This window comes from Pseudoduganella sp. HUAS MS19 (assembly GCF_053615455.1).
On sequence record NZ_CM132133.1, the window covers coordinates 402,660 to 421,526 of the forward strand.

General features: G+C 60.6%; 19 protein-coding genes. 4 read left to right on the forward strand and 15 right to left on the reverse strand.

What is annotated here, in order from left to right; translation table 11 throughout:
• Position 1: 1 nt before the first annotated feature.
• From ACWBU6_RS01890 to ACWBU6_RS01910, 5 genes are all read right to left on the reverse strand, one after another.
• Positions 2 to 841 carry a PoNe immunity protein domain-containing protein gene (locus tag ACWBU6_RS01890; RefSeq protein WP_452647196.1) on the reverse strand — a complete coding sequence of 280 codons (840 nt, stop codon included), beginning with the start codon at positions 839 to 841 and terminating at the stop codon, positions 2 to 4.
• A 5-nt stretch (positions 842 to 846) separates the two neighbouring features.
• A complete protein-coding gene (locus ACWBU6_RS01895; protein WP_452647197.1) occupies positions 847 to 1,854 on the reverse strand; it encodes a PoNe immunity protein domain-containing protein in 1,008 nt (335 codons plus the stop codon).
• A gap of 1 nt (position 1,855) precedes the next feature.
• Positions 1,856 to 3,376, reverse strand: coding sequence for a hypothetical protein (locus ACWBU6_RS01900; RefSeq protein ID WP_452647198.1), 1,521 nt, complete (start codon positions 3,374 to 3,376; stop codon positions 1,856 to 1,858).
• Positions 3,373 to 6,501 (reverse strand): type VI secretion system Vgr family protein, encoded by a 3,129-nt coding sequence (locus ACWBU6_RS01905; RefSeq protein ID WP_452647199.1) that lies wholly within the window; start codon positions 6,499 to 6,501, stop codon positions 3,373 to 3,375. The genes ACWBU6_RS01900 and ACWBU6_RS01905 overlap by 4 nt, the downstream gene beginning before the upstream one ends.
• A 91-nt stretch (positions 6,502 to 6,592) precedes the next feature.
• A complete protein-coding gene (locus tag ACWBU6_RS01910) occupies positions 6,593 to 7,147 on the reverse strand; it encodes a hypothetical protein (protein WP_452647200.1) in 555 nt (184 codons plus the stop codon).
• A 117-nt stretch (positions 7,148 to 7,264) separates the two neighbouring features.
• Here ACWBU6_RS01910 and ACWBU6_RS01915 point away from each other — a divergent pair, with 117 nt between their 5' ends.
• On the forward strand, positions 7,265 to 7,654 hold the full coding sequence (locus tag ACWBU6_RS01915; protein ID WP_452647201.1) for a VOC family protein: 390 nt from the start codon (positions 7,265 to 7,267) through the stop codon (positions 7,652 to 7,654).
• Here the strand turns inward: ACWBU6_RS01915 and rsgA are convergent.
• The 6 genes from rsgA to ACWBU6_RS01945 form a co-directional block, all read right to left on the reverse strand.
• On the reverse strand, positions 7,651 to 8,676 hold the full coding sequence (gene rsgA / locus ACWBU6_RS01920; RefSeq protein WP_452647202.1) for a ribosome small subunit-dependent GTPase A: 1,026 nt from the start codon (positions 8,674 to 8,676) through the stop codon (positions 7,651 to 7,653). The two genes, ACWBU6_RS01915 and rsgA, sit on opposite strands and share 4 nt — an antisense overlap.
• A 208-nt stretch (positions 8,677 to 8,884) precedes the next feature.
• Entirely contained in the window at positions 8,885 to 9,244 is a 360-nt protein-coding gene (gene speD / locus ACWBU6_RS01925; RefSeq protein WP_452647203.1) for an adenosylmethionine decarboxylase, read from the reverse strand.
• Positions 9,241 to 9,408 (reverse strand): hypothetical protein, encoded by a 168-nt coding sequence (locus ACWBU6_RS01930; RefSeq protein WP_452647204.1) that lies wholly within the window; start codon positions 9,406 to 9,408, stop codon positions 9,241 to 9,243. Before ACWBU6_RS01930 ends, speD begins: the two co-directional genes overlap by 4 nt.
• Positions 9,405 to 10,886, reverse strand: a complete 1,482-nt coding sequence (locus ACWBU6_RS01935) for a DUF4178 domain-containing protein (protein ID WP_452647205.1) — start codon at positions 10,884 to 10,886, stop codon at positions 9,405 to 9,407. The genes ACWBU6_RS01930 and ACWBU6_RS01935 overlap by 4 nt, the downstream gene beginning before the upstream one ends.
• 10 nt (positions 10,887 to 10,896) lie before the next feature.
• Positions 10,897 to 11,946: an SPFH domain-containing protein gene (locus tag ACWBU6_RS01940; protein ID WP_452647206.1), complete on the reverse strand. Its 1,050-nt coding sequence runs from the start codon at positions 11,944 to 11,946 to the stop codon at positions 10,897 to 10,899.
• A gap of 11 nt (positions 11,947 to 11,957) precedes the next feature.
• Positions 11,958 to 12,344 carry a DUF350 domain-containing protein gene (locus tag ACWBU6_RS01945; RefSeq protein ID WP_452647207.1) on the reverse strand — a complete coding sequence of 129 codons (387 nt, stop codon included), beginning with the start codon at positions 12,342 to 12,344 and terminating at the stop codon, positions 11,958 to 11,960.
• Positions 12,345 to 12,408: 64 nt separating this feature from the next.
• On the opposite strand from ACWBU6_RS01945, the gene ACWBU6_RS01950 reads away from it, so the two are divergent.
• Positions 12,409 to 13,920 carry a polyamine aminopropyltransferase gene (locus ACWBU6_RS01950; protein WP_452647208.1) on the forward strand — a complete coding sequence of 504 codons (1,512 nt, stop codon included), beginning with the start codon at positions 12,409 to 12,411 and terminating at the stop codon, positions 13,918 to 13,920.
• Complete coding sequence (locus tag ACWBU6_RS01955; RefSeq protein WP_452647209.1) at positions 13,920 to 15,530, forward strand: NAD(P)-binding protein; 1,611 nt, start codon at positions 13,920 to 13,922, stop codon at positions 15,528 to 15,530. The genes ACWBU6_RS01950 and ACWBU6_RS01955 overlap by 1 nt, the downstream gene beginning before the upstream one ends.
• An 8-nt stretch (positions 15,531 to 15,538) precedes the next feature.
• Here the strand turns inward: ACWBU6_RS01955 and ACWBU6_RS01960 are convergent, their stop codons facing one another.
• The 4 genes from ACWBU6_RS01960 to ACWBU6_RS01975 all read right to left on the reverse strand — a co-directional run bounded on the left by ACWBU6_RS01960 (position 15,539) and on the right by ACWBU6_RS01975 (position 18,251).
• Positions 15,539 to 17,149 (reverse strand): alkaline phosphatase D family protein, encoded by a 1,611-nt coding sequence (locus ACWBU6_RS01960; RefSeq protein WP_452647210.1) that lies wholly within the window; start codon positions 17,147 to 17,149, stop codon positions 15,539 to 15,541.
• 108 nt (positions 17,150 to 17,257) lie between these two features.
• Positions 17,258 to 17,548, reverse strand: a complete 291-nt coding sequence (locus ACWBU6_RS01965; protein WP_452647211.1) for a hypothetical protein — start codon at positions 17,546 to 17,548, stop codon at positions 17,258 to 17,260.
• A gap of 47 nt (positions 17,549 to 17,595) precedes the next feature.
• On the reverse strand, positions 17,596 to 17,919 hold the full coding sequence (locus ACWBU6_RS01970) for a hypothetical protein (protein WP_452647212.1): 324 nt from the start codon (positions 17,917 to 17,919) through the stop codon (positions 17,596 to 17,598).
• A 50-nt stretch (positions 17,920 to 17,969) separates the two neighbouring features.
• Positions 17,970 to 18,251 (reverse strand): hypothetical protein, encoded by a 282-nt coding sequence (locus tag ACWBU6_RS01975; RefSeq protein WP_452647213.1) that lies wholly within the window; start codon positions 18,249 to 18,251, stop codon positions 17,970 to 17,972.
• 111 nt (positions 18,252 to 18,362) lie between these two features.
• On the opposite strand from ACWBU6_RS01975, the gene ACWBU6_RS01980 reads away from it, so the two are divergent.
• Entirely contained in the window at positions 18,363 to 18,863 is a 501-nt protein-coding gene (locus ACWBU6_RS01980; RefSeq protein WP_452647214.1) for a Spy/CpxP family protein refolding chaperone, read from the forward strand.
• The last annotated feature ends 4 nt before the right edge of the window (positions 18,864 to 18,867 follow it).

Genomic DNA, 18,867 nt, shown 5'->3' on the forward strand with positions numbered 1-18,867 from the left:
ATCACTCGTCCTGTACCCGCGCCTCAGTTCTGCTGAGGCGCGCAAAGTCGACCAGGTCTGCCGGGTAGAACTCTGAGGTTCGATAACTGCTGTCGTCGATGTCCAATAGGAAGGTGATAGCGGCAGCTTCCCACGACCAGTACCCTCTGAATGATGTGTATCGATTATGTGAGTCGTAGTACGGTTCACGACGACTGGCAACGTACCAGTCTTTGAGATACTCGGCCATTAAATCAGGTCGGGCATCTGGCTGCGCGTTGAAGATCTTGAGCGCCTTCGAGTAGGGTTGATTTCGAGTGCACTTGGCAAGTGAAGTGTCGCGATTGGGAACGTAGTAAGAGAGCAAGTGCTCGATCAAGGCATCCATGCGTGGGTTTTTGTACTCGATTATGCGAGCCACGTGAAACAGGTGTTCGCCCCAACCCAGCAAGAGGCCAAAACAGACCATCCGATTCACGGAGTGAAAGGCGTCTCCGAGTAGTGCGTAGGTGGCGGCCGTTGAACTGGCGCCTTGATCGCTAAGCCCATAGTCCAGGTGATACTTTTCGTGTATGAGCCATGCGTCTACAACAGCGGGATAGCACACTTGAAGTTCGGCCAAGCTTGACCCGGCGGAATAACTCAACGTCAAAAGATCAAGTGAAAATCTTGCGAGCCCAGAGCCCGCAAGCAACTTCATCCCATCGTCTTTACTCGCAAGCCACTTCGGGTCTGAAAGATTGCGCCGGCTGTCCGGAATTAGCGAAGCAAGATCTGACGCTTCTTCCTCATAAATCTCATACTCCAACAACTTCTCGCGTTTGCGGAGTTGGAAATCCTCCGCTGTCAATACTCGAATCATCAATCTCAGCCTGTGTAGCGCCAAACGGTTAGGCCATAGCGGGAGCCCAGGTCTGGAGCGATCTCGCCTTCACTAAACACTTTGGTCGTAGAAGGAACATCGATCGACTGCCACGTGCCGGCTTTTGGACAGGCGACGCCTGCCTTCATACGGAGCTCGTTTGCTTGAGCACTTAGCTTGTCGCCGGATGCGTTGTCGAGTTTCGCGCGACGTGCAAAATCGACCAAATCGGCAGGATAGAACTCGGCAGTTCGATAACTGCTGTCATCGATGTCCAGTAGGAAAGTGATAGCTGCAGCTTCCCATGACCAATAGCCCTTGAAGGATGTGTCACGGGTATGCGAGTCGAAATAGGGTTCGCGTCGGCTGGCGACGTACCAATCTTCGAGGTACTCAGCCATTAATTGGGAACGTTCCGCTTCGGATCCATTGAATATCTTTAGAGTTTTAAAGTAAGGCAGATGGCGCGTACATTCAGAAATAGATGTATCTCGGTCAGAAACGTAATAAGACAGCAACCGTTCAAGCATGCCGTCCATTCTCGGATTGTTGAAATCAATGATGCGTGCCAAATCTGGCAAAAGATGTCCCCATCCAAGCAAGATTGTGAAGCAAACCATGCGGTTTACAATCTCAAAGTCGTCGCCAATAAGTGCATATGTCGCGGTTGTCGACGACGCACCCGCTGCGCTTTCGCGATAGGCCAAATGAAACTTTTCATTCACCAGCCAAGTATCGAAGACGAATGGATAAAATGCGCGAAGGTCCGCAAGATTTGCTCCCGCTGAATAGCTTAGCGTAAGCAAATCTACGGAAAGGTCAGCGCATCCGGATGCCGCTAGCATGACTCGCCCTTCAGTCTTCGCCGCAATCCATTCGGGATCAGCAAGGTTCTGTTGGGCGCGGGGGATCATCGAGGCAAGATCGCTAGCTCGTTCGCAATAGAAGTCATATCCTATAAGCTTCTCTCGCCGCTGGTCTTGAAATTCATTTGGTGTCAGTACTCTTATCATTTTATGCATCAAGGATATTGTCAGGTAAGTGCAGTACTAACTGCACCTCATGGTTGGCACCTTTAGACTGCTGGTGTTTGTGCAGCTGTCTGCCCGTGACTAGTGAGATCCAGCGTTGATATGGACAGTCCTCAAAGCCAAGCTGAAATTGCTCAACAAGTGGCTTAATTCGTCGCCCGGATCCTGTTAATTGTTCACTTTGAAGCGACCGTGCTATCCACTTGTGACTCATTTGGGTGGCTAATCCAGTTGGCTTACCGTCTTTATCGACGCCGGGTTTATTTACGCCTCTCTTAACTGCATCTTCATCTTCCTTTGTTTCGCCAATTGCGACGCTTTGATTCGCGTGCGCATCTCGACCTTCGTTGTGGAAGATGTTGGGCTTGTCGTTGTCGGTACGGACCTTCGCCTCGGAAGCACGTAGTGTATTGAACTTTTCTTTAAGGTCGGCAGGGAGCGCTGCAATCAGCGTCAACGAATCAAAAATGCTTGATTTAGTCTCGCCGACAACGAATGGCTTAAGTAAATTGGGCCGGTTCGACCACAGATGGTCCAGGCCATTGTGCGGCAAGGTGTATTCTTCGGTTAGCTTGCCGTTATTGTTCACCTTTTCGAACGTGACGTGCTTGTGTTTCACGAAGTAATCGGTGATGTGCTCAGCAGGTACACCAGTGCTCCATTTCTGCTTCTTAGGTTTAGCAGCCTTTTTCTTGTCCACTTTGGTGGTGTTCGGCGGCGTGGAGTTGTTTTTGACGTCCTGGCTTTTCTTCGCGACGACCTTCGCCTCTTTCTTCTGTCCCTGGGCGGCGGTTTTTTTGGCTGCCGTTGACGCTGCTGCAGCCGGAACTTCATGCTTGACGGCGCGGCTGGTGGTTGCGCTCACGGCTGCGGTACTGCCCGCCAGCTGATGCCCCATCATTTTGGAATGCATTTCCCGCAGTTCCTTGAAGGCGGCGTCGATCATCTTGTCGCCGTTCTTCTTCAGAGCGTTCAGCTCGTCGATCACCATTTGTACTTCTTTGCGGCCGCCGATGGTTTTGACTACCCAGCTATCCAGACCGTCGATAAATGCCGCAATGGTTTTGCCGAACAGGCCTTTGCTATCCTTCGCGAGGTCGGCCCAGTCGATCTTGCGCATGTATTTTTCGACGTTGCCGCGCAGCGTAGGGGATACCCTCTCCAGCACGCGGCCGAAGTTGTGCCCTTTGGTCATCAGCTTGAAGCCGACCTTGAGCGAGTCGCCCACTGCCGGTACACAGCCAACCAGCGTGATCACCAGCTCGACCCAGCCGCCAACGGCAGCCGGCGTCTTGGCGATCTGGATAATGGCGAGGATCATGTCGCGCGCGTCCATCGCCTGTCCAACGCCAGGCACCACGCCCAGTATGCCGGTGACGATGATGTGCGATGGCGATGAGCCGGTGCCGGTAACCAGGTCCTTCAGCCATGTACCCATGTCGTCGTCGACCTTGCGGACGACGCGGGCGACATTCGCATGGGAGACTTGGGTTGCCGCGCTCATGCTTCTTCTCCTTCTTCGTTGCCTTGTTCGTTATCGTGCAGATCCCGATAACTCAGTTCGAGAGGCGCATCTTCCGCATCCTCGTTCTCGTAGCGGTAATCGTCGTAGTGGAATTCAGCGTCCATCTCGCCGTCACCTTCGGCCGCGGCGATCATCGCTTCGATCTCGTCGGGGAAGTAGTTATCCTTTAGATAGGCTTCTTCTTGCTCGATGTACTTGGCGAGGATGGCTTCGGCTTCCTCTTGCGTGGTTGCCTTCATACCGTACACTGCGTTCGGCTTGCGTTGCTTACGCGGCTTCGCATCGCGTTCGTCTTCACCATAGACCACGGTGGCCATGCTGTTCGGGATGCCCTCGAGGCGCGCAAAACCTTTCGAATCGAGTTTGCCTTCGCGGCTGGTGCCGTCGGCGAATGTCACCTTGTACGGGGCGCCAACCATCGGTTGCATATCGTCCCAGCGGTAATTCAGCTCCAGGAAATTGTTGGCCTGGTCTGCCTTGGGCAGCGCTGGCAGTGAAGCCTCGCTGTTGCCAGGGCCGCTCAGCTCCTTCGTGCTGGCCTTGAATTCCACCTTGCCGGGAGCATTCAGCGTGATATTTCCGCCTTCAATGCGGATCGCTGCGCCTTGCGTGGTGAGCAGGACGTGCTGCTTGGCGGCGATGTTTACTTCGGCGCTGGTGCTGGCAACGGTTACCGCTTTATCGGCGGTCAGCAAGGTTGTGCCGTCCTGGCTTTGGCTGCTGTACTTGCCGCTGGCTGCATGCAGGTGCAGTCCGGTTTCCTGGTTTGGCTTTTCCTTGGCGTTTGCTTTGCCATAGGTGAACAGGCTGATGCCGGCACCCGCTGCGTGCATCAAGTTGGCTTGCGCGGCTTGGTTGATATCCTGGCCGGCGGAGATGCTGCTGGTCGCGCTGGCGGCCAGTATGCTGTTGGCAGGCGTCGCCGTGACGATGCCGGATGGGCTGTCCACCTGCAGCAGCGGCCTGGCGAAGGCGGTCACGCCATCACCGCTGCGCGCTTGAAGCACTTCCGATGTCTGGTTCATGCCGGCGATTGCAGGCATTTGCTCGGCCGCGAGTTCTTTCGGTAAGTCGGCCTTGTGGGTCTTTGCCTGTTCGGCGAGTGCCTGCTGCTGTTGGTGTGCGGCGTCGACCTGGGAATTCGCCTGGCGGGAGTCCAGCGTCTGGCCACTTGCGCCCCGGGCAGCATGGCTGGTTAGCAGCAGGCCGCGGCCGGCGCGTAGCGCCAACGCATGCTCGGTCTTCAGCTCCGCGCCAAAGCCGGCGGTATGCAGGCGCTGGTTGTCGCTCTGGTGGCGCAGGTGGCCCAGGTTCAGCTCGGCTGTGCCCTGGTGCGGTTTGGCGTGGCGCTGCAGGCCAATGCGGGATTGGCCTGGCGAGTCGTCGAATACCAGTTGGCTGTAGGCGCCGGTACCGGACTGGCTGCTTTGCATGGCCTGGCTTTTCAGGCCGGACAGGGCGGCGGGATGGGCGTGGCCGCCCGCTTCGCCGGGGAACCAGGCGGGTGCGTTGCCGGTGGCGGCGCCTGTTCCGCTAGCCACTTTGTTGTGCTGGGCGTCGGCCTGGCCGTCGCCGTTATACAAGGCGCCGATGATGACTGGGCGGTCGATGTCGCCTTCCAGGAAATCCACCAGCACTTCCTGGCCTACGCGCGGCAGGGTGTTGCTGCCCCAGTTGGCGCCAGCAATCGGGGCCAGCGGGGTGGCGACGCGCACCCAGGTACCGGCGCTGTCGTCGGCCGGGGCGCCGGTGTCGCCGGCTTGCAGGGCGGGGGACAGGCGGCTATGGCTGTTTTGGCCGCGCTGCCAGTGGAACTGCACTTTTACCCGGTGGTCGCGGTCCGTATGGACTGGTGTGCCGGCCGCGCCGACCACGATGGCGGTCTGCTGGCCTTGCACGAGGGGGCGCTTCCATTCGGCGTTGCTGCGGTAGGGCAGCGCGGCGTCGATGGCGTCGATGCGGTTGCGGTAGAGCGGGCGCTCGGCGATGGCTTTGCCGACGGCATGCAGGCTGTCGGCCATTTCGGTGTCGTTCAGCAGCTGCAGTGGTGCGATGCCAATCCTCTGCTGGATCGACGAGCGGGTCTCCGCCGCCAGGTTGTTGTGCATCAGGTGCAGCACACGGGTGACGATGTATTCGCCGCTGCCGCCGCTGGCCGGTTCGCCTTGCAGCGTGAAGGTGGTGGCTGGCGACATCGTGCGCACGGTGCCGGCGCCAGTCATGGATCTGCGTGCGACATCGAGTGCTTCCAGCCGGCGGTCGGCCAGGCGCTGTCCATGTTCACGGTTGGCGTAGCTGTAGGCGCCAGGTATGTCATGGGCCGTTAACGAGATATCGCCAGTTGCCTTGCCGCTGGCGCTGACCTTGCGCTGGTCCAGCGTGCGATAGTCCCAGCTTTGCAGGGATACCTCGCTGGTCAGCAGGCTGGCCTGCATGCGCCAGCGGTCCATGCTGTCTTCTCGCATGACGGCGCCGGCCTGGGTAAACCGCACGCTCGCTTGTTCGTTAGGGCGGAAAGCGGAATTGTGGTCGGCAATCACCAGCACGTGGCCATCGCTACGATGTTCGTAATAATAAAACAGGCCTTCTTCGGCCATCAGGCGTTCGGCGAAGGCCCAGTCGCTTTCCTGGTATTGGGTGCACAGGCTGCGCTTGGGGTAGATGCTGCGGTCGGCCAGCTCGAAGCGCCACTCCGGCACCAGCTTGCCCTGGCCCTGCCAGCTGCCCAGTACGGCGTCGAGGATGTCGCAGACGGAGAGGTCCTGGAACACGCGGCTGTCGCGGTTTTGTGCGAGGAAGGCGGTCCATGGCTCCAGGCGGAGCTTGTAGCGTGCGAGTCCACCGTTTGACCCGCAGAGTTCGGCGGCGGTCACGTGGCCGTGGAAGGGGCGCAAGGCCTGGGTGCCGGCCGCGGTGAGCAGTTCCAGCAAAATTGGCTGCCCAATCAAGGACTTGAGTGGAATTGATGCGTCGGTAGAGAGGGCCGAAATCTCGAAAGAGTAGGGCTTGCCGATGGCCTCTTCACCGCGTACGCATTCAGGCAATAAGTCGGACGGCGCGGTCAGCCGCAGCAGCCGCGTGTCTTGTGAAAGGCGATCCAGCATGGCGTTGCATTTTCAATAAGCATACGGATCGCCATTACATCTCAGAAATAAGTTGCACGCAAGAGAGATTTCAATCGTGCGCGGGGTGCTGTCAGCGGCACATGCCGAAGGCTTGCTTGTCCTCGAACCAGCGGTAGGTGAAGGTACGGGAAACGTAGCGCTTCTGGCCGATGATGACATCGGGCGGGGTCAGGTCGAAGCGCTTTGGCATCTTGCCCTTGATGATCAGGCGGTAGCGGAACTGGGTGTGGTCGCTGGTGCCAACTGCAAACAGGGCCAGTGGCACGCCGTTGACGATTTCCACTAACTCGGGTTTGCCATTGGTCGGGCGCTGGTACACGCTCAGCACAGTCGCGTTTTCAATCAGTGGGCCCTTTGGCTGGCTGACCTGGAAGTGGGCCGTGGCAAAGTGCACCTGGGTCGTGCGGGGAAGCATGTAGTTGACGCCGATTTCCATTCCGCCTTCAGCTGCTTGCGGCAGGACCGTCGTGGCGGCGACGGTAATCCCGCGCGGAAGTTCAAAGGTATCGGCGTCAACCGGGGTGCTGCAGTCGGGGGAGGTGGCCTGGTACAGCGGCCCGGGCGTATAGGTATCGCCGCAGCCGGAAAGGGCGAGCAGCAGGGCGAGTGGCGCGGCTTTGCGCATGGTGTAAAACCTCTTGTTTTTCGTCCCGACAGTTTACCCGACCGGCTGGCTGAGTGGTGCGCCACCCGGCCTGATGCAGTGTTAGTCTTGATCTACAAGTAGCGATGGGAGGCAGATATGATCCACCATCTGGGCATCGTTGTATCGGATTTCGTGCGAAGCGCGGCGCTGTATGATGCGTGCCTGGCGCCGCTGGGGATCCGACGCACGGCGACCGACCTGGACTGGGCCATTTATGCCGCGGCTTCCGGCCATCCCTTCCTGTGGGTAGGGGCCGAGATTCCCAGCTATTGGGAAAACGGGCACGAGCCTGCGCGCAGTCCCATCCATTTGGCCTTTACCGCGCCGGACCGGGCGGCGGTGAATGCTTTCTATTATGCGGCGATCGACCTGGGGGCCGAAGACAACGGCCCGCCAGGTCCACGCGTCAGCGATGCGAACTTCTACAGCGCCTTCATTATTGACCTCGATGGCAATAACATCGAGGCCACCGTTCGGGAAACCTAGCTCCGCTTCTGCCGGCTGCGTGCCGCGGCCGACTTCATCAGGGATTTCCATTTCTGCCGTTCGGCAATGCGTTCCAGCGCGGTTTGCTGGTTGCGCCGTACTTCGCGCTGCAGCTTGTGAAAGTTGTGCAGGCGGTCGGGGTCGACATGGCCAAGCACCGCGCAGCCGGGTTCTCCTTCGTGCCGGCAATCCCGAAACTGGCAGCCTGCCGCCAGCGATTCGATATCGTCGAAGGCCGAAGACAAGGATTCCGGACTCAGGCAGCGCAAACCCGGCGTGTCGATGATGCAGGCGCCGGACGGGCATAAGTGCATCGAGCGCGCGGTGGTCGTATGCCTGCCGCGATGATCAGAGCGCCGCACGCCGCCGGTTTCCTGTGCCGCGCCGGCCAGGGCGTTGGTCAAGGTGGATTTGCCCGTACCCGAAGAACCCAGCAGGCAGATGGTTTGTCCGGCACCCAGCCAGGGTTCCAGTTGCGCCACGGATTCCGGGTCGGTACCGTTCACCAGCAGGAACTGGGTGCGCGAAGGGAGGCGTTCCATCAGGGCGGCCACCAGCTTGTCCTTGTCGGTGCAGAGATCCGGCTTGCTGAGGACGACCAGGGGCGTGACTTCGGCGGCCGCGGCCAGCGCCAGGTAGCGTTCGAGACGGCGCAGGTTGAAGTCGCCGTCCAGGCCCATGACCAGCAGTGCCGTATCGATGTTGCTGGCGATTGGCGGCGCATCGGCGCGGGCAAACTGGTTCATTGGGGATAAGCGGCGGTTTATCCACACCTCGTTTAGCGGGTTGGTTTCGGCGATGACCCAGTCGCCAACGCAAAGCGCCGTTTCGGCCAGCAGGCGCGGCAGGGCGCGTGCGTGGAATTCTGCACTGCCGTCATGCAGGGTGATGCGGTCGCGCTGGTACTCGGTAATGCGGCACAGGCGGCCGCCGGGCGTTGCGGCGCCTGCTTCGGCCAGGCGCGAGATGATGGTGTTGTTAAGTCCGATGCTGCGTAAAGCTTCGTAGTCGAAGTCGATCATGATGAGCGTTTTCCATGGGTGAACACGGCCAGCCACGCATGGCGTGGCAAGCAGGAATGGTCTGGAAAAGTCGGCGCCCGGCCGGGCGCTCTAGCTCAAACGCTGAAGGTCAGGCAGCCGACAGGAGGGCAAGATCAAACGAACGCATGGCAAATCTCCTGTCAGGTTGGTGGGAAAGCCGCCAGTGTCGCACCGGCGGCGTGGCAAGTCAATGCGGTGGCTGGCGGTCGACGGTGCGGACTTCGGAATACTCGGGCTGCAGCGCTTCCTCGATCACGTCCAGCGCCAGATGCGGCTGGGCCGCGCCGCACATGAAGATGTCGGCGGCCGCAAAGCCGTTTTCCGGCCAGGTGTGGACCGAGATATGGGATTCCGCCAGCAGTACCACGCCGGTCACGCCCAGCCCGGTGCCGAAGCTGTGGAAGTGGCTGTGCAGCACCTGGGCGCCGGCTGCCGCCGCCGCGCCGCGCAGCAGTTGCTCGATTCTTGTGCAATCGGCCAGCAGCCCCGGTTCGATGCCGGACATATCGGCCAGCAGGTGCGTGCCGCTAGGTTGGTGAATGCTCACTTATGGCCTCCGCCGCCACCGCCGCTGCCCCAGCTGCCGGAGCTGGAAGACCAGCTGCTGCCGCGGTAGCCGCTGCTCGATGAAGGCCCGCTGACAAAGTTAGCCCAGCTTGTGATGACGCTGAATATGGCCACCATCAGGGCGTAGCCGAAGAATTTGTTCATTTTTTATTTTGGTCGTCGAGTGCGTCCAGTACCAGCGCCGGCAGGTAGAGCGCAAGGGCGGCGATGAAAGTGATGCTGAAGGTACTGCCGAAGTTGAACAGCATCGGAATTGCATTCAGCGCCAGGATGCCGATGATCCAGTTCTTGGCCGAGCGCGTATAGCGGTTCTTGCTGAAATCCTGGCCAACGGCGGCGCTGGCTTTTACTTCTCCCTTGACCGCATCGCCGAACCAGGCCTTGAGCTGGTCCCAGGCGACCGGGGTGGAGCGCGACCAGCCAAGCTCGGTGCTCGTAAGTTCGGCAGAAAGCGTTACCTGCTGGCGCTTGTATTCGTAGACGTGGGTATGGTCGCCCACTGATACGCGCCAGTTGAAGGCGCCTGCCGCATAGGTAACGACGGAGTTATAGTCATACAGCTTGCTGTATTGGGCCTTGTCGAAAGTGACCGTCTGCGAATCGAGCACCTGGGCTTCCGGCCATTGGTCCATGACGTTGGCGCGCGACCAGCCATCCTCGGTTTCGACCAGCCAGGTAAAGCCGTTTCGGCTGCCGTACAGCAGGTATTCGGTCCAGCCGTTGCCTTCGTCGTCGGCCCGCCGCATCACGCCGATGACGGTGAAGTCCTGGTTACCCAGCTTGCCGCTGGCGCCCAGCGGCAAGGTGAAATACTCCTTCTCGTGCCGTTGGCCGATGGCGACGACCTGGGCCTTCGGGCTGGCGGCGTCGATTTCGGTGCGGCAGGACTGGCAGACCAGGCTTGCCGTCAGGCCGGGCAGGTATTTGATCTGGGTGCCGCAATTCGGGCAGTCCAGCGCATCGAGCTTGCCGCGGTAACGCCCGGTGGTACGCTGGATTTCGTCCACATCGCGCAGCAACTGGCATTGCATGCCTTGCAGCGTGACCGAGACGCCGGTGTACATCTGCGGCGTCCCTCCCTCGGAATAATCGAGGGTGATGAAATGGTCGCCGCGCCGGAAGTCGGCAACTTTCGCCTCCCAGCCGTCGCCTACCTTGAACGGCAGTTCGCCCTGGCCGCCGATGCATTGCGCGGTCCTGACGTCGGCCGACATATAGCGCGCGCCAACAAGCTGGTAAGGTTTGCCGGGGACGATGTCCTCGAAGGCAGGTAGCTGCGTGTCGGGTTTGCGCAGGGTGGTTACCGTGTACTGGCCAGAGGCATCGCCCAGCCAGCCGCTGGCGGCGTCTTCGAAGACGATATACCACTCGTTCCAGATGCCGGCGTCGTACTTGAGCTGGATGCGGCCGACCACATTGAAATTGCGGCCGCCCAGCATGCCGCTGGTGCCGATCTGGATCGGGGAATAATCCTCCAGTACAGAGGAAATCTTGCCCAGGTCTTTGACCGCGCCGGCTTCCTTCAGTACGCGCGTGTTGCAGTACTCGCACACCGCCATGACGGAGGCATGCGAGCGGAAGTGTACCTCTGCGCCGCAGCTAGGGCAGGAAACAGTTTGCATGCGGCCTGGCTTATCCGATCAGTTTCTTGAGCAGTTCAGCCTTGGTGGCGTCGTAATCGGCTGGCGAGATCAGGCCCTTGTCCAGCAGGGCTTTCAGCTTGCCGAGGCGGTCTTCGATCGATTCCTGCGCTGGTGCGGCGGGGGCGGCCGGCGCTGCCGCCGTAGCCGGGGCGGCGCCAGGATTCAGCGCCTGGCCCATGGCCTGGCCCATCACCTGGCCGACGGTCAGTCCGGCGCCGAGACCCGCGCCAATGCCGGCCAGGCCGCCTTCGTTGCCGGCTGCCAGCGGGATCGATTGCGCCACCTGGAACTTGGTGTAGCCGGCCATCTTGTCGGCGCCCATGCCGCCCTTCATGCCGGCGGAGATACGCTCGTCCAGCGCCGCTTGCAGTTCTTCCGGCAGGCTGACGCTGGCCACGTTGAATTCATCCAGGCCGATGCCGTAGCGCGCGAACGCGTCGGCCAGGCCGCCTTTGACTTCCTGCGCCATCAGGGCCTGGTTGGCGGCCATGTCGAGGAAGGCGATCTGCGAAGCGCCCAGCGAGCTGGCCATGGAGGCCAGCAGGATGCCGCGCAACTGGTCTTCCACGTCGTCGCGGGTGTAGATACTGCGGGTGCCGCTCAATTCGGTGAAGAACCTGCGCGGATCGGTCACGCGGTAGGAATACATGCCGAAGGCGCGCACGCGGATCATGTCGAAATCCTTGTCGCGGATGGTGATTGGCTGCGGCGTGCCCCATTTGCGGCCGGTTTGCACGCGGGTGCTGAAGAAATAGACGTCCGACTTGAACGGGGAGTCGAAAAACTTGTCCCAGTTCTTCAGGTTGGTCAGCACCGGCAGGGTCTGCGTGGTGAGCTTGTGGGTGCCTGGGCCGAAGACGTCGGCGATCTGGCCTTCGTTGACGAAAATCGCGATTTGCGACTCACGGACAACCAGCGTGCCGCCGTTCTGGATCTCGAAGTCCTGCATCGGGTAGCGCCAGGCCAGTACGCCTTCCGCGTCTTCATTCCACTGCAGTACGTCGATAAACTGCTTTTTGATAAAGCTGCCGATACCCATGATGTGACCTCTTAGGAAATGCAGGCGGCATTGATGCCGCCGATGGAAAGCGAAATAGTGCCGAGCAGGCCGCCGAAGGCGCTGTTGTCGGCTTCAATCTGGTCTTGCGCCATTTTCAGGCAGCGCGTGGTGACCGCATAGCCCAGCGCCTGCACGATCATCGCGCCGAAGGCCCAGGCCAGGAACTGCTGCCAGTTGTTGGTATGCAGGATGCTCGATGCGACAGTCATCGAAAAGCCCAGCATGGCGCCGCCCAGCGACAGGGCTGCGGCGTGGTTGCCCTGCCGGATAAGTTTTACTTCGTTATATGGCGTCATCCATGTATAGGCTTTGAAGAAGACAACCAACAATACTGCGGCCAGTGCCAAGTGGACCAAATAATTTAGGATGGCGTTCACGTCGATCCCCGGTTAAAGTTACAAGCTTGTACCAAAAGAAACATATTAGAACAAAAGCACGCAAATGACCAAAAAGATTCTCATTGTTTCAGTGTTCGTCGTCGCTTCTTGCGGACTTGCCTATGAATTAATCGCCGGGGCGCTTTCCAGCTACCTGCTCGGCGATTCCGTGCTGCAGTTCTCCACCATTATCGGCTGCTACCTGTTCGCGATGGGCGTGGGTGCGCACTTTTCCAAGTATGTGAAGGATGAAGACGTGCTGGCGCGCTTCGTCGACATCGAACTGGCGGTGGGCCTGATCGGCGGCGTGTCGGCTGCTGTGCTGTTCATGACTTTTGCGTGGGCATCCGCGCCCTTCCGCACATTGCTGTATACGACGGTTTTCCTGGTGGGATTCATGGTGGGCATGGAGATTCCGCTCGTGATGCGCGCGCTGAACTCGCGCCAGACGGAATTCAGTGAACTGGTCAGCCGGGTGCTGACCTTCGATTACCTTGGGGCGCTGGCGGTGTCGCTGCTGTTCCCGCTGGTGCTGGCGCCGCAGCTTGGGCTGGTGCGCACCGGGTTCCTGTTCGGGATGCTGAATATCGCCGTGGCCCTGTGGACAATCTACGTTTTCCGCACAGAGCTTGCGAACGTAGCCGGCCGTTTGCTGCGCGCCAGCGCGGTGATGCTGGCGCTGGTGGTTGGCTTCGCCGGCGCTGACCGGCTGACCGGCTGGGGTGAGCATGGGCTGTTTGGCGACGAGATCGTGTATTCGACCAGCACGCCCTACCAGCGCCTGGTCATCACCAAGTGGAAGGACGACCTGCGGTTGTACATCAACGGCAACCTGCAGTTCTCCTCGCGCGATGAGTACCGCTACCACGAAGCGCTGGTGCATCCGGTGATGCAGGCCCTGCCCTGGGCCAGGCGGGTCCTGATCCTGGGCGGCGGGGATGGGCTGGCGCTGCGTGAAGTCTTGCGTTATCCACAGGTGGAACATGTCACGCTGGTGGACCTTGACCCGGCCATGACGGCGGCCTTCACCCAGCGCGATGAGCTGGTGGCGCTGAACAAGGGCGCCTTGCGCGACAAGCGCGTGACCGTGGTGAACGCCGATGCGGCGATCTGGCTGCAGCAAAGCCAGGAAATGTTCGATGCGGCGATCGTCGATTTCCCCGACCCTTCCAGCTTCGCGCTGGGCAAGCTGTATTCGGTGCCGTTTTACGGCGTGCTGAAAAAGCATATTGCGGCCAATGGCCTCATGTCGGTACAGGCGACTTCACCGTTTTTTGCACCGCATGCCTATTGGACGGTAAATGCGACGCTGCGCGAAGTAGGCATGCGCACCTGGCCGTATCACCTGTACGTGCCTTCCTTCGGTGAATGGGGCTTCATCATGGCCTCGCCGCAGCTCGATTACAGGCCGCCGGAGTCGTACAGCCTGCCGATGCGATTCCTGAATGCGGATACCACGAAGGCGATGTTTTCCTTCCCGCCCGACATGAAAGCGCTGCCGATGGAGCCGAACCGCCTCAACACCCAATCGCTGGTGCATGAGTTCGAGCAGGACTGGCGCCGGGTGATTCGCTGATGCTGCGCCGTTCGTTCCTGGCCTGGGTCGCGGCCGGCGGCGCCACTGCCGCTGCCAGCGTGGCAGGCTATTTGCGCTGGCAGGAGATCACACCGGCCGTGCACGCACCGGGGCGGGAGGAGGGGCATTTCCTGCGCGACCGCAAACCCTTGCCGGCTCCTTCGCAGTCCTTGTCGACGGACGTGCTGATCCTTGGCTCCGGCGTCGCTGCCCTGACAGCGGCCTGGAAGTTGCGAAAGCAGGGGCACGGCGATTTCCTGATGCTCGACGGGCCCGAACCGTACGGCAATGCGGCCGGTGGGCGATTCGGCACGCTGGGCTACCCGACGGGGGCGCACTACCTGCCGCTGCCGACCGAGGAATGCGCCCACGTGCGGGAATTGCTGGCGGACCTGGGCGTGATCCAGCGCGGTGCGGCTTCGCGCAAACCTTATTACGACGAGCGCTTTGTGCTGCATGCGCCGGAGGACCGCTTGCTGTTCAACGGCGCCTGGCAGGAAGGCGTTGTGCCGCATGAGGGCGTGCCGGATGCCGAGCTGGCGGAGCATAAGCGCTTCTTTGCGCAGGTCGAGGCCTTACGCGGTGCCGTGGGGGCGGACGGGCGGCGCAGGTTCACCTTCCCCAGCGAGCATTCGTCGATGGATGCGCAGGCCGCGCAACTCGATGGCATGAGCTTTGGTGCCTGGCTTGCGCAGCATGGCTATCGGGCGCCTTCCCTGCTTTGGTATATGGATTACTGCTGCCGGGACGATTATGGTGCGGGTGTCGATGCGGTGTCTGCCTGGGCCGGTCTGCATTACTTCTGTGGGCGCGGCGGCGAGGCGGAAAACGCGGACCAGGGCTCCTGGCTGACCTGGCCGGAGGGGCTGCAGGCGCTGGCAAGCGGAATGGAGCGGCTGGCGCAGCCGAAGCGGCTGGCGGGAAGCGCGGTGCGGGTACGCGTGGATGGCGCCGGCGGAACAGGCCGGGGTGTGGAGACCCTTTGCTTTGCGCTGGAGGGCGGCGTTGCGCGCACGTTCACCATCCGCGCGCGGCGTGTCATTTGCGCCATGCCGCTGCACGTTGCGGCGCGGGTTGTGGAAAACATGCCGGATGTCCACAGGCAAATCCACGCGCCGTGGATGGTGGCGAACTTCCTGATGAAGCGTTTTCCACAGGAGCTGCCGGCGGTGCCGCTGTCCTGGGATAACGTGGTGCATGGCACCAAAGGCCTGGGCTATGTGGTTTCGACACACCAGGACATCCGCGTGGCGCCGCCGGAGAAAACAGTCTTCACCACCTACGTTGCGCTGGCGGACCGCGATCCGCGCGAAGCCCGTAAATGGATGACTGCGGCGAATGGCGAGGAGCTGCTGGCGCTGGCGAGCGTCGACCTGAAAGCAGCCTATGGTGCGCAGTTCGAGCGCTGCGTGGAGCGTGTGGATATCACGCTGCGCGGACATGCGATGGCGGTGCCCGTGCCGGGCTTCCGCAGCGATGCGGGCTTGAAGGCCCTGCGGGAGACGGACGGCCCGGTGCTGTTTGCGCACTCGGATCTGAGCGGCTTTTCGGTGTTCGAGGAAGCCTCCTGGTGGGGATACCGCGCAGCGCAGCGCGTACTGCGCGGTTAGCTGCTGCCTCAGGCAGCGGCAGGCAAGGTGTTGGAGTAGACCGACACGCCTTCGAGGTCCCTGAGGTCGATGGTGAACGCTTTCGTTTGCGGGTCAATATTGACTTCACCGAAGAACTGGAAACCGGCGAATGGCGAAAGATTGACCTGCCCGGCGGGCGGGGCTTTCTGGAATTTGACCTGCGGGCCAAATGTGGCGTCCAGGGCGTTCGGGCCGAAAGTGCCCGCATTCAGGGGCCCCGCCACGAATTCCCAGAATGGCGCGAAGTCGGTGAACCGGGCCAGCGCCGGATCGTAATAGTGCGCGGCGCAGTAGTGAACGTCGGCCGTTATCCACACCACATTCTTGATCGGCTTGATATCGCGCAGCAGGCCGGCCATTTCAAGTTCTCGGCCCAAGGGTACGCCATCGTTGCCGTTGGCAATTGCTTCCCAGCGCGGCGTGCCGCTGGCATCCTTGCCGTCAGGTACGTGCAGGCCGATCGGCATGTCGGCGGCGATCACCTTCCACGTTGCGGTCGATTGCGAGAGCGAATCCTTGAGCCACTTGACCTGCGCCGCGCCCAGGAAGGCGTTGGCGTCGCTTTCCACAGCTTGCAGGTTGTGGCTGTTCGGGCCGCGGTAGGAACGCATGTCGAGGACAAATACGTCGAGCAAAGGGCCGTAGGGAATGCGGCGGTAGACGCGCTGCGATTCGGGCTGGTCGCCCCAGCGCATCGGGGCATACTCCAGGAAAGCCTGCCTGCCGCGCGCGATCAGGGTCTGGATATTCTTTTCGTTGTAGCGGGTATCGCCGCCCAGGTCCTTGGAGGCAGACCAGTTGTTGGTGACCTCGTGATCGTCCCACTGCCAGATCTGCGGTACTTCGGCGTTGAAGCGGCGGACATTCTCGTCCATCAGGTTGTAACGATAGCGGCCGCGGAACTCGTCGAGCGTTTCGGCTACCTTCGCGACTTCCGGGATAACAATGTTCTTCCAGATGCGGCCATTCTCCGCCTTCACCTCAGCGCTGATCGGGCCGTCGGCGTAGATATTGTCTCCGCTGTGGACAAAGAAGTCCGGCTGGCGCTTGCGCATTGCTTCGTAGATCCTCATGCCGCCAAACTCAGGGTTGATGCCCCAGCCCTGGCCGGCGGTGTCGCCGCTCCAGACAAACCGCACAGGACGCTTGCTGTCCGGTGCCGGCAGTGTGCGGAAGCTGCCCGTCACGAGTTCGCTACCGATTTTGCGGTCGGTCGCACTGTCATAGGCCACGCGCAGGAAGATCCGTTCGCCGGAGGGCAGGCCGGCCAACTCGATACGGCTCGTGAAATCGCTCGCTTCCGTCGCTGTCGGGCCAATCACCTGCCGCGGATTGAGGAAGCTTTCAGTCGTATCGAACTCCACACGCATGCGTGCCGGGCGGTCGGATCGGGCCCACACCATGGCACGGCCATCGGCGATGTCGCCGATCTGAAAGCCGTACGGCAGCTTGGGACGTTCCGATTCAGACGCAATGATGGCGGGAGCCGCGGCAGATGAGCCAGAACCGCATCCGGTCAAGCCGAATGCTGCAGTGCCGACCGTGAATGCTCCCGTGTGGGTAAGAAAGCGCCTGCGGGTATAGCCGGGATTCGTCATATTGGAACCTCATTGATGTTGGACGGTTCATCAATGTATTTTCGGGATATGACGGGCGAATGAAAAAAGCCTCTTCGTGCTCGAAGAGGCCTTCCGGGGACGAGGGAATTACTTGGCAGCTGCGGGAGCTGCTGCCGGTGCAGGCGCCGCGGCCGTGGCTGGGGCCGGGCTCGCCTTCACTTCGGACTTGGTTTCAGCAGGCTTTTCAGCCTTCTTGGTGCTCTTTTGTGTGGTCTTTTTTTCGACTTTCGCTTCGGATTTGACTTCCGCTTTCGCTTCTGCCTTGGCTTCAGCCGCAGGGGCTGCTGCAGGCACCGGAGTGGCCGGGGCAACCGGGGTGGTGGCGAAAGCAGCGGTAGCGAACAGGCCGGCGATCAGGGTAGCGATGGTCTTCTTCATGATATGTGTCCTTTAAGTCGAATGAGGGGCTGCGTGATTGGTAAAGATTACTTGGCTGCTGGAGCTGCGGCAGGGGCCGGGGATGCAGCCGGTGCAGGCGCCGCGGCCGTGGTCGCAGCCGTGCTCGCCTTCACTTCAGACTTGGTTTCAACAGGCTTTTCCGCCTTCTTGTGTGCTGCCTTGTGCACGGGTTTCTTTTCGACTTTTGCCTCGGTCTTGGCTTCGGCTTTGGCTTCAGCCTTGGCGCCGGTCGCTGCGACGGCTGCCGCAGGCGCCGCTGCTGGCGCTGGGGTGGCTGGGGCAACCGGGGTGGTAGCGAAAGCAGCGGTAGCGAACAGGCCGGCGATCAGGGTGGCGATGGTATTTTTCATGGTGCGTGTCCTTTGGAGTAAATTGTATAAATCGTTTATCTAATTAATGATTACTTCTTTTCAGCGGCAGGTTTCTGGACTTCCTGCTTCACTTCCTGTTTGACTTCGGCTTTGACCTCAGCCTTCAATTCAGCCTTTACTTCCGGGACCGCCGGGGTGGCGGGGGCAGGAGTTTGTTGTGCGAATGCGGCGCTTGCGAACAGGCCGGCGATCATGGTTGCGATGACTTTTTTCATTTTTAAATCCTCACTATTAGTTGATCTTGTGTAGCGCACTGTTTCCTGTGTCACTGAGCTGAAAACGGGCTCACTCAGCAGTGTGTTGACGGACATTACAAACCCTTACATTTGTCGCAGATTTACAAAACTTTACGCAGGACGCATCGAAGCGAAACCCGGGCTCCTTAAAGTGGCCATGCCCACCAACCCTTGAGGAGATGAGAGATGAAAGACCTGCCCAAAATGCGTCGCGGCTGGAGCGCCCTGGCCTTTGCCGCCGTCGCGGCCGTTGGCGCCACCGCCGCCATCGCCGGCGGCGCCGGCATTGGCCACGACCTAGGCCACGGCCACAGCAAATGGCAGTTCGATCCGGCAAAGGCGGATAAACAGATAGCCAGGTTGGTATCGCACGTACTGGAAGACGGAACTCCGGAGCAGAAAGCGCGCCTCACGGAAATCGCACAGTCCTGCTTCAATGATATCCAGCCGATCCAACAGCAGATGACCGATGGTCACGCGCAAATCAGCAGGATGCTGCTCGTGCCGACCATCGATCGCGCCTCGCTCGATGTACTGCGCAGCAGGAATATGCAGTCGATGGACCAGATGTCGCGCCGCGTGCTGCAGGCAGCGATGGATGCAGCCGATCTCCTCACAGTCGAACAGCGCGGGATGTTCAACCATGGCCTGCACCTGATGGCGATGAGCCATATGCGGCAGCACTAGGCGG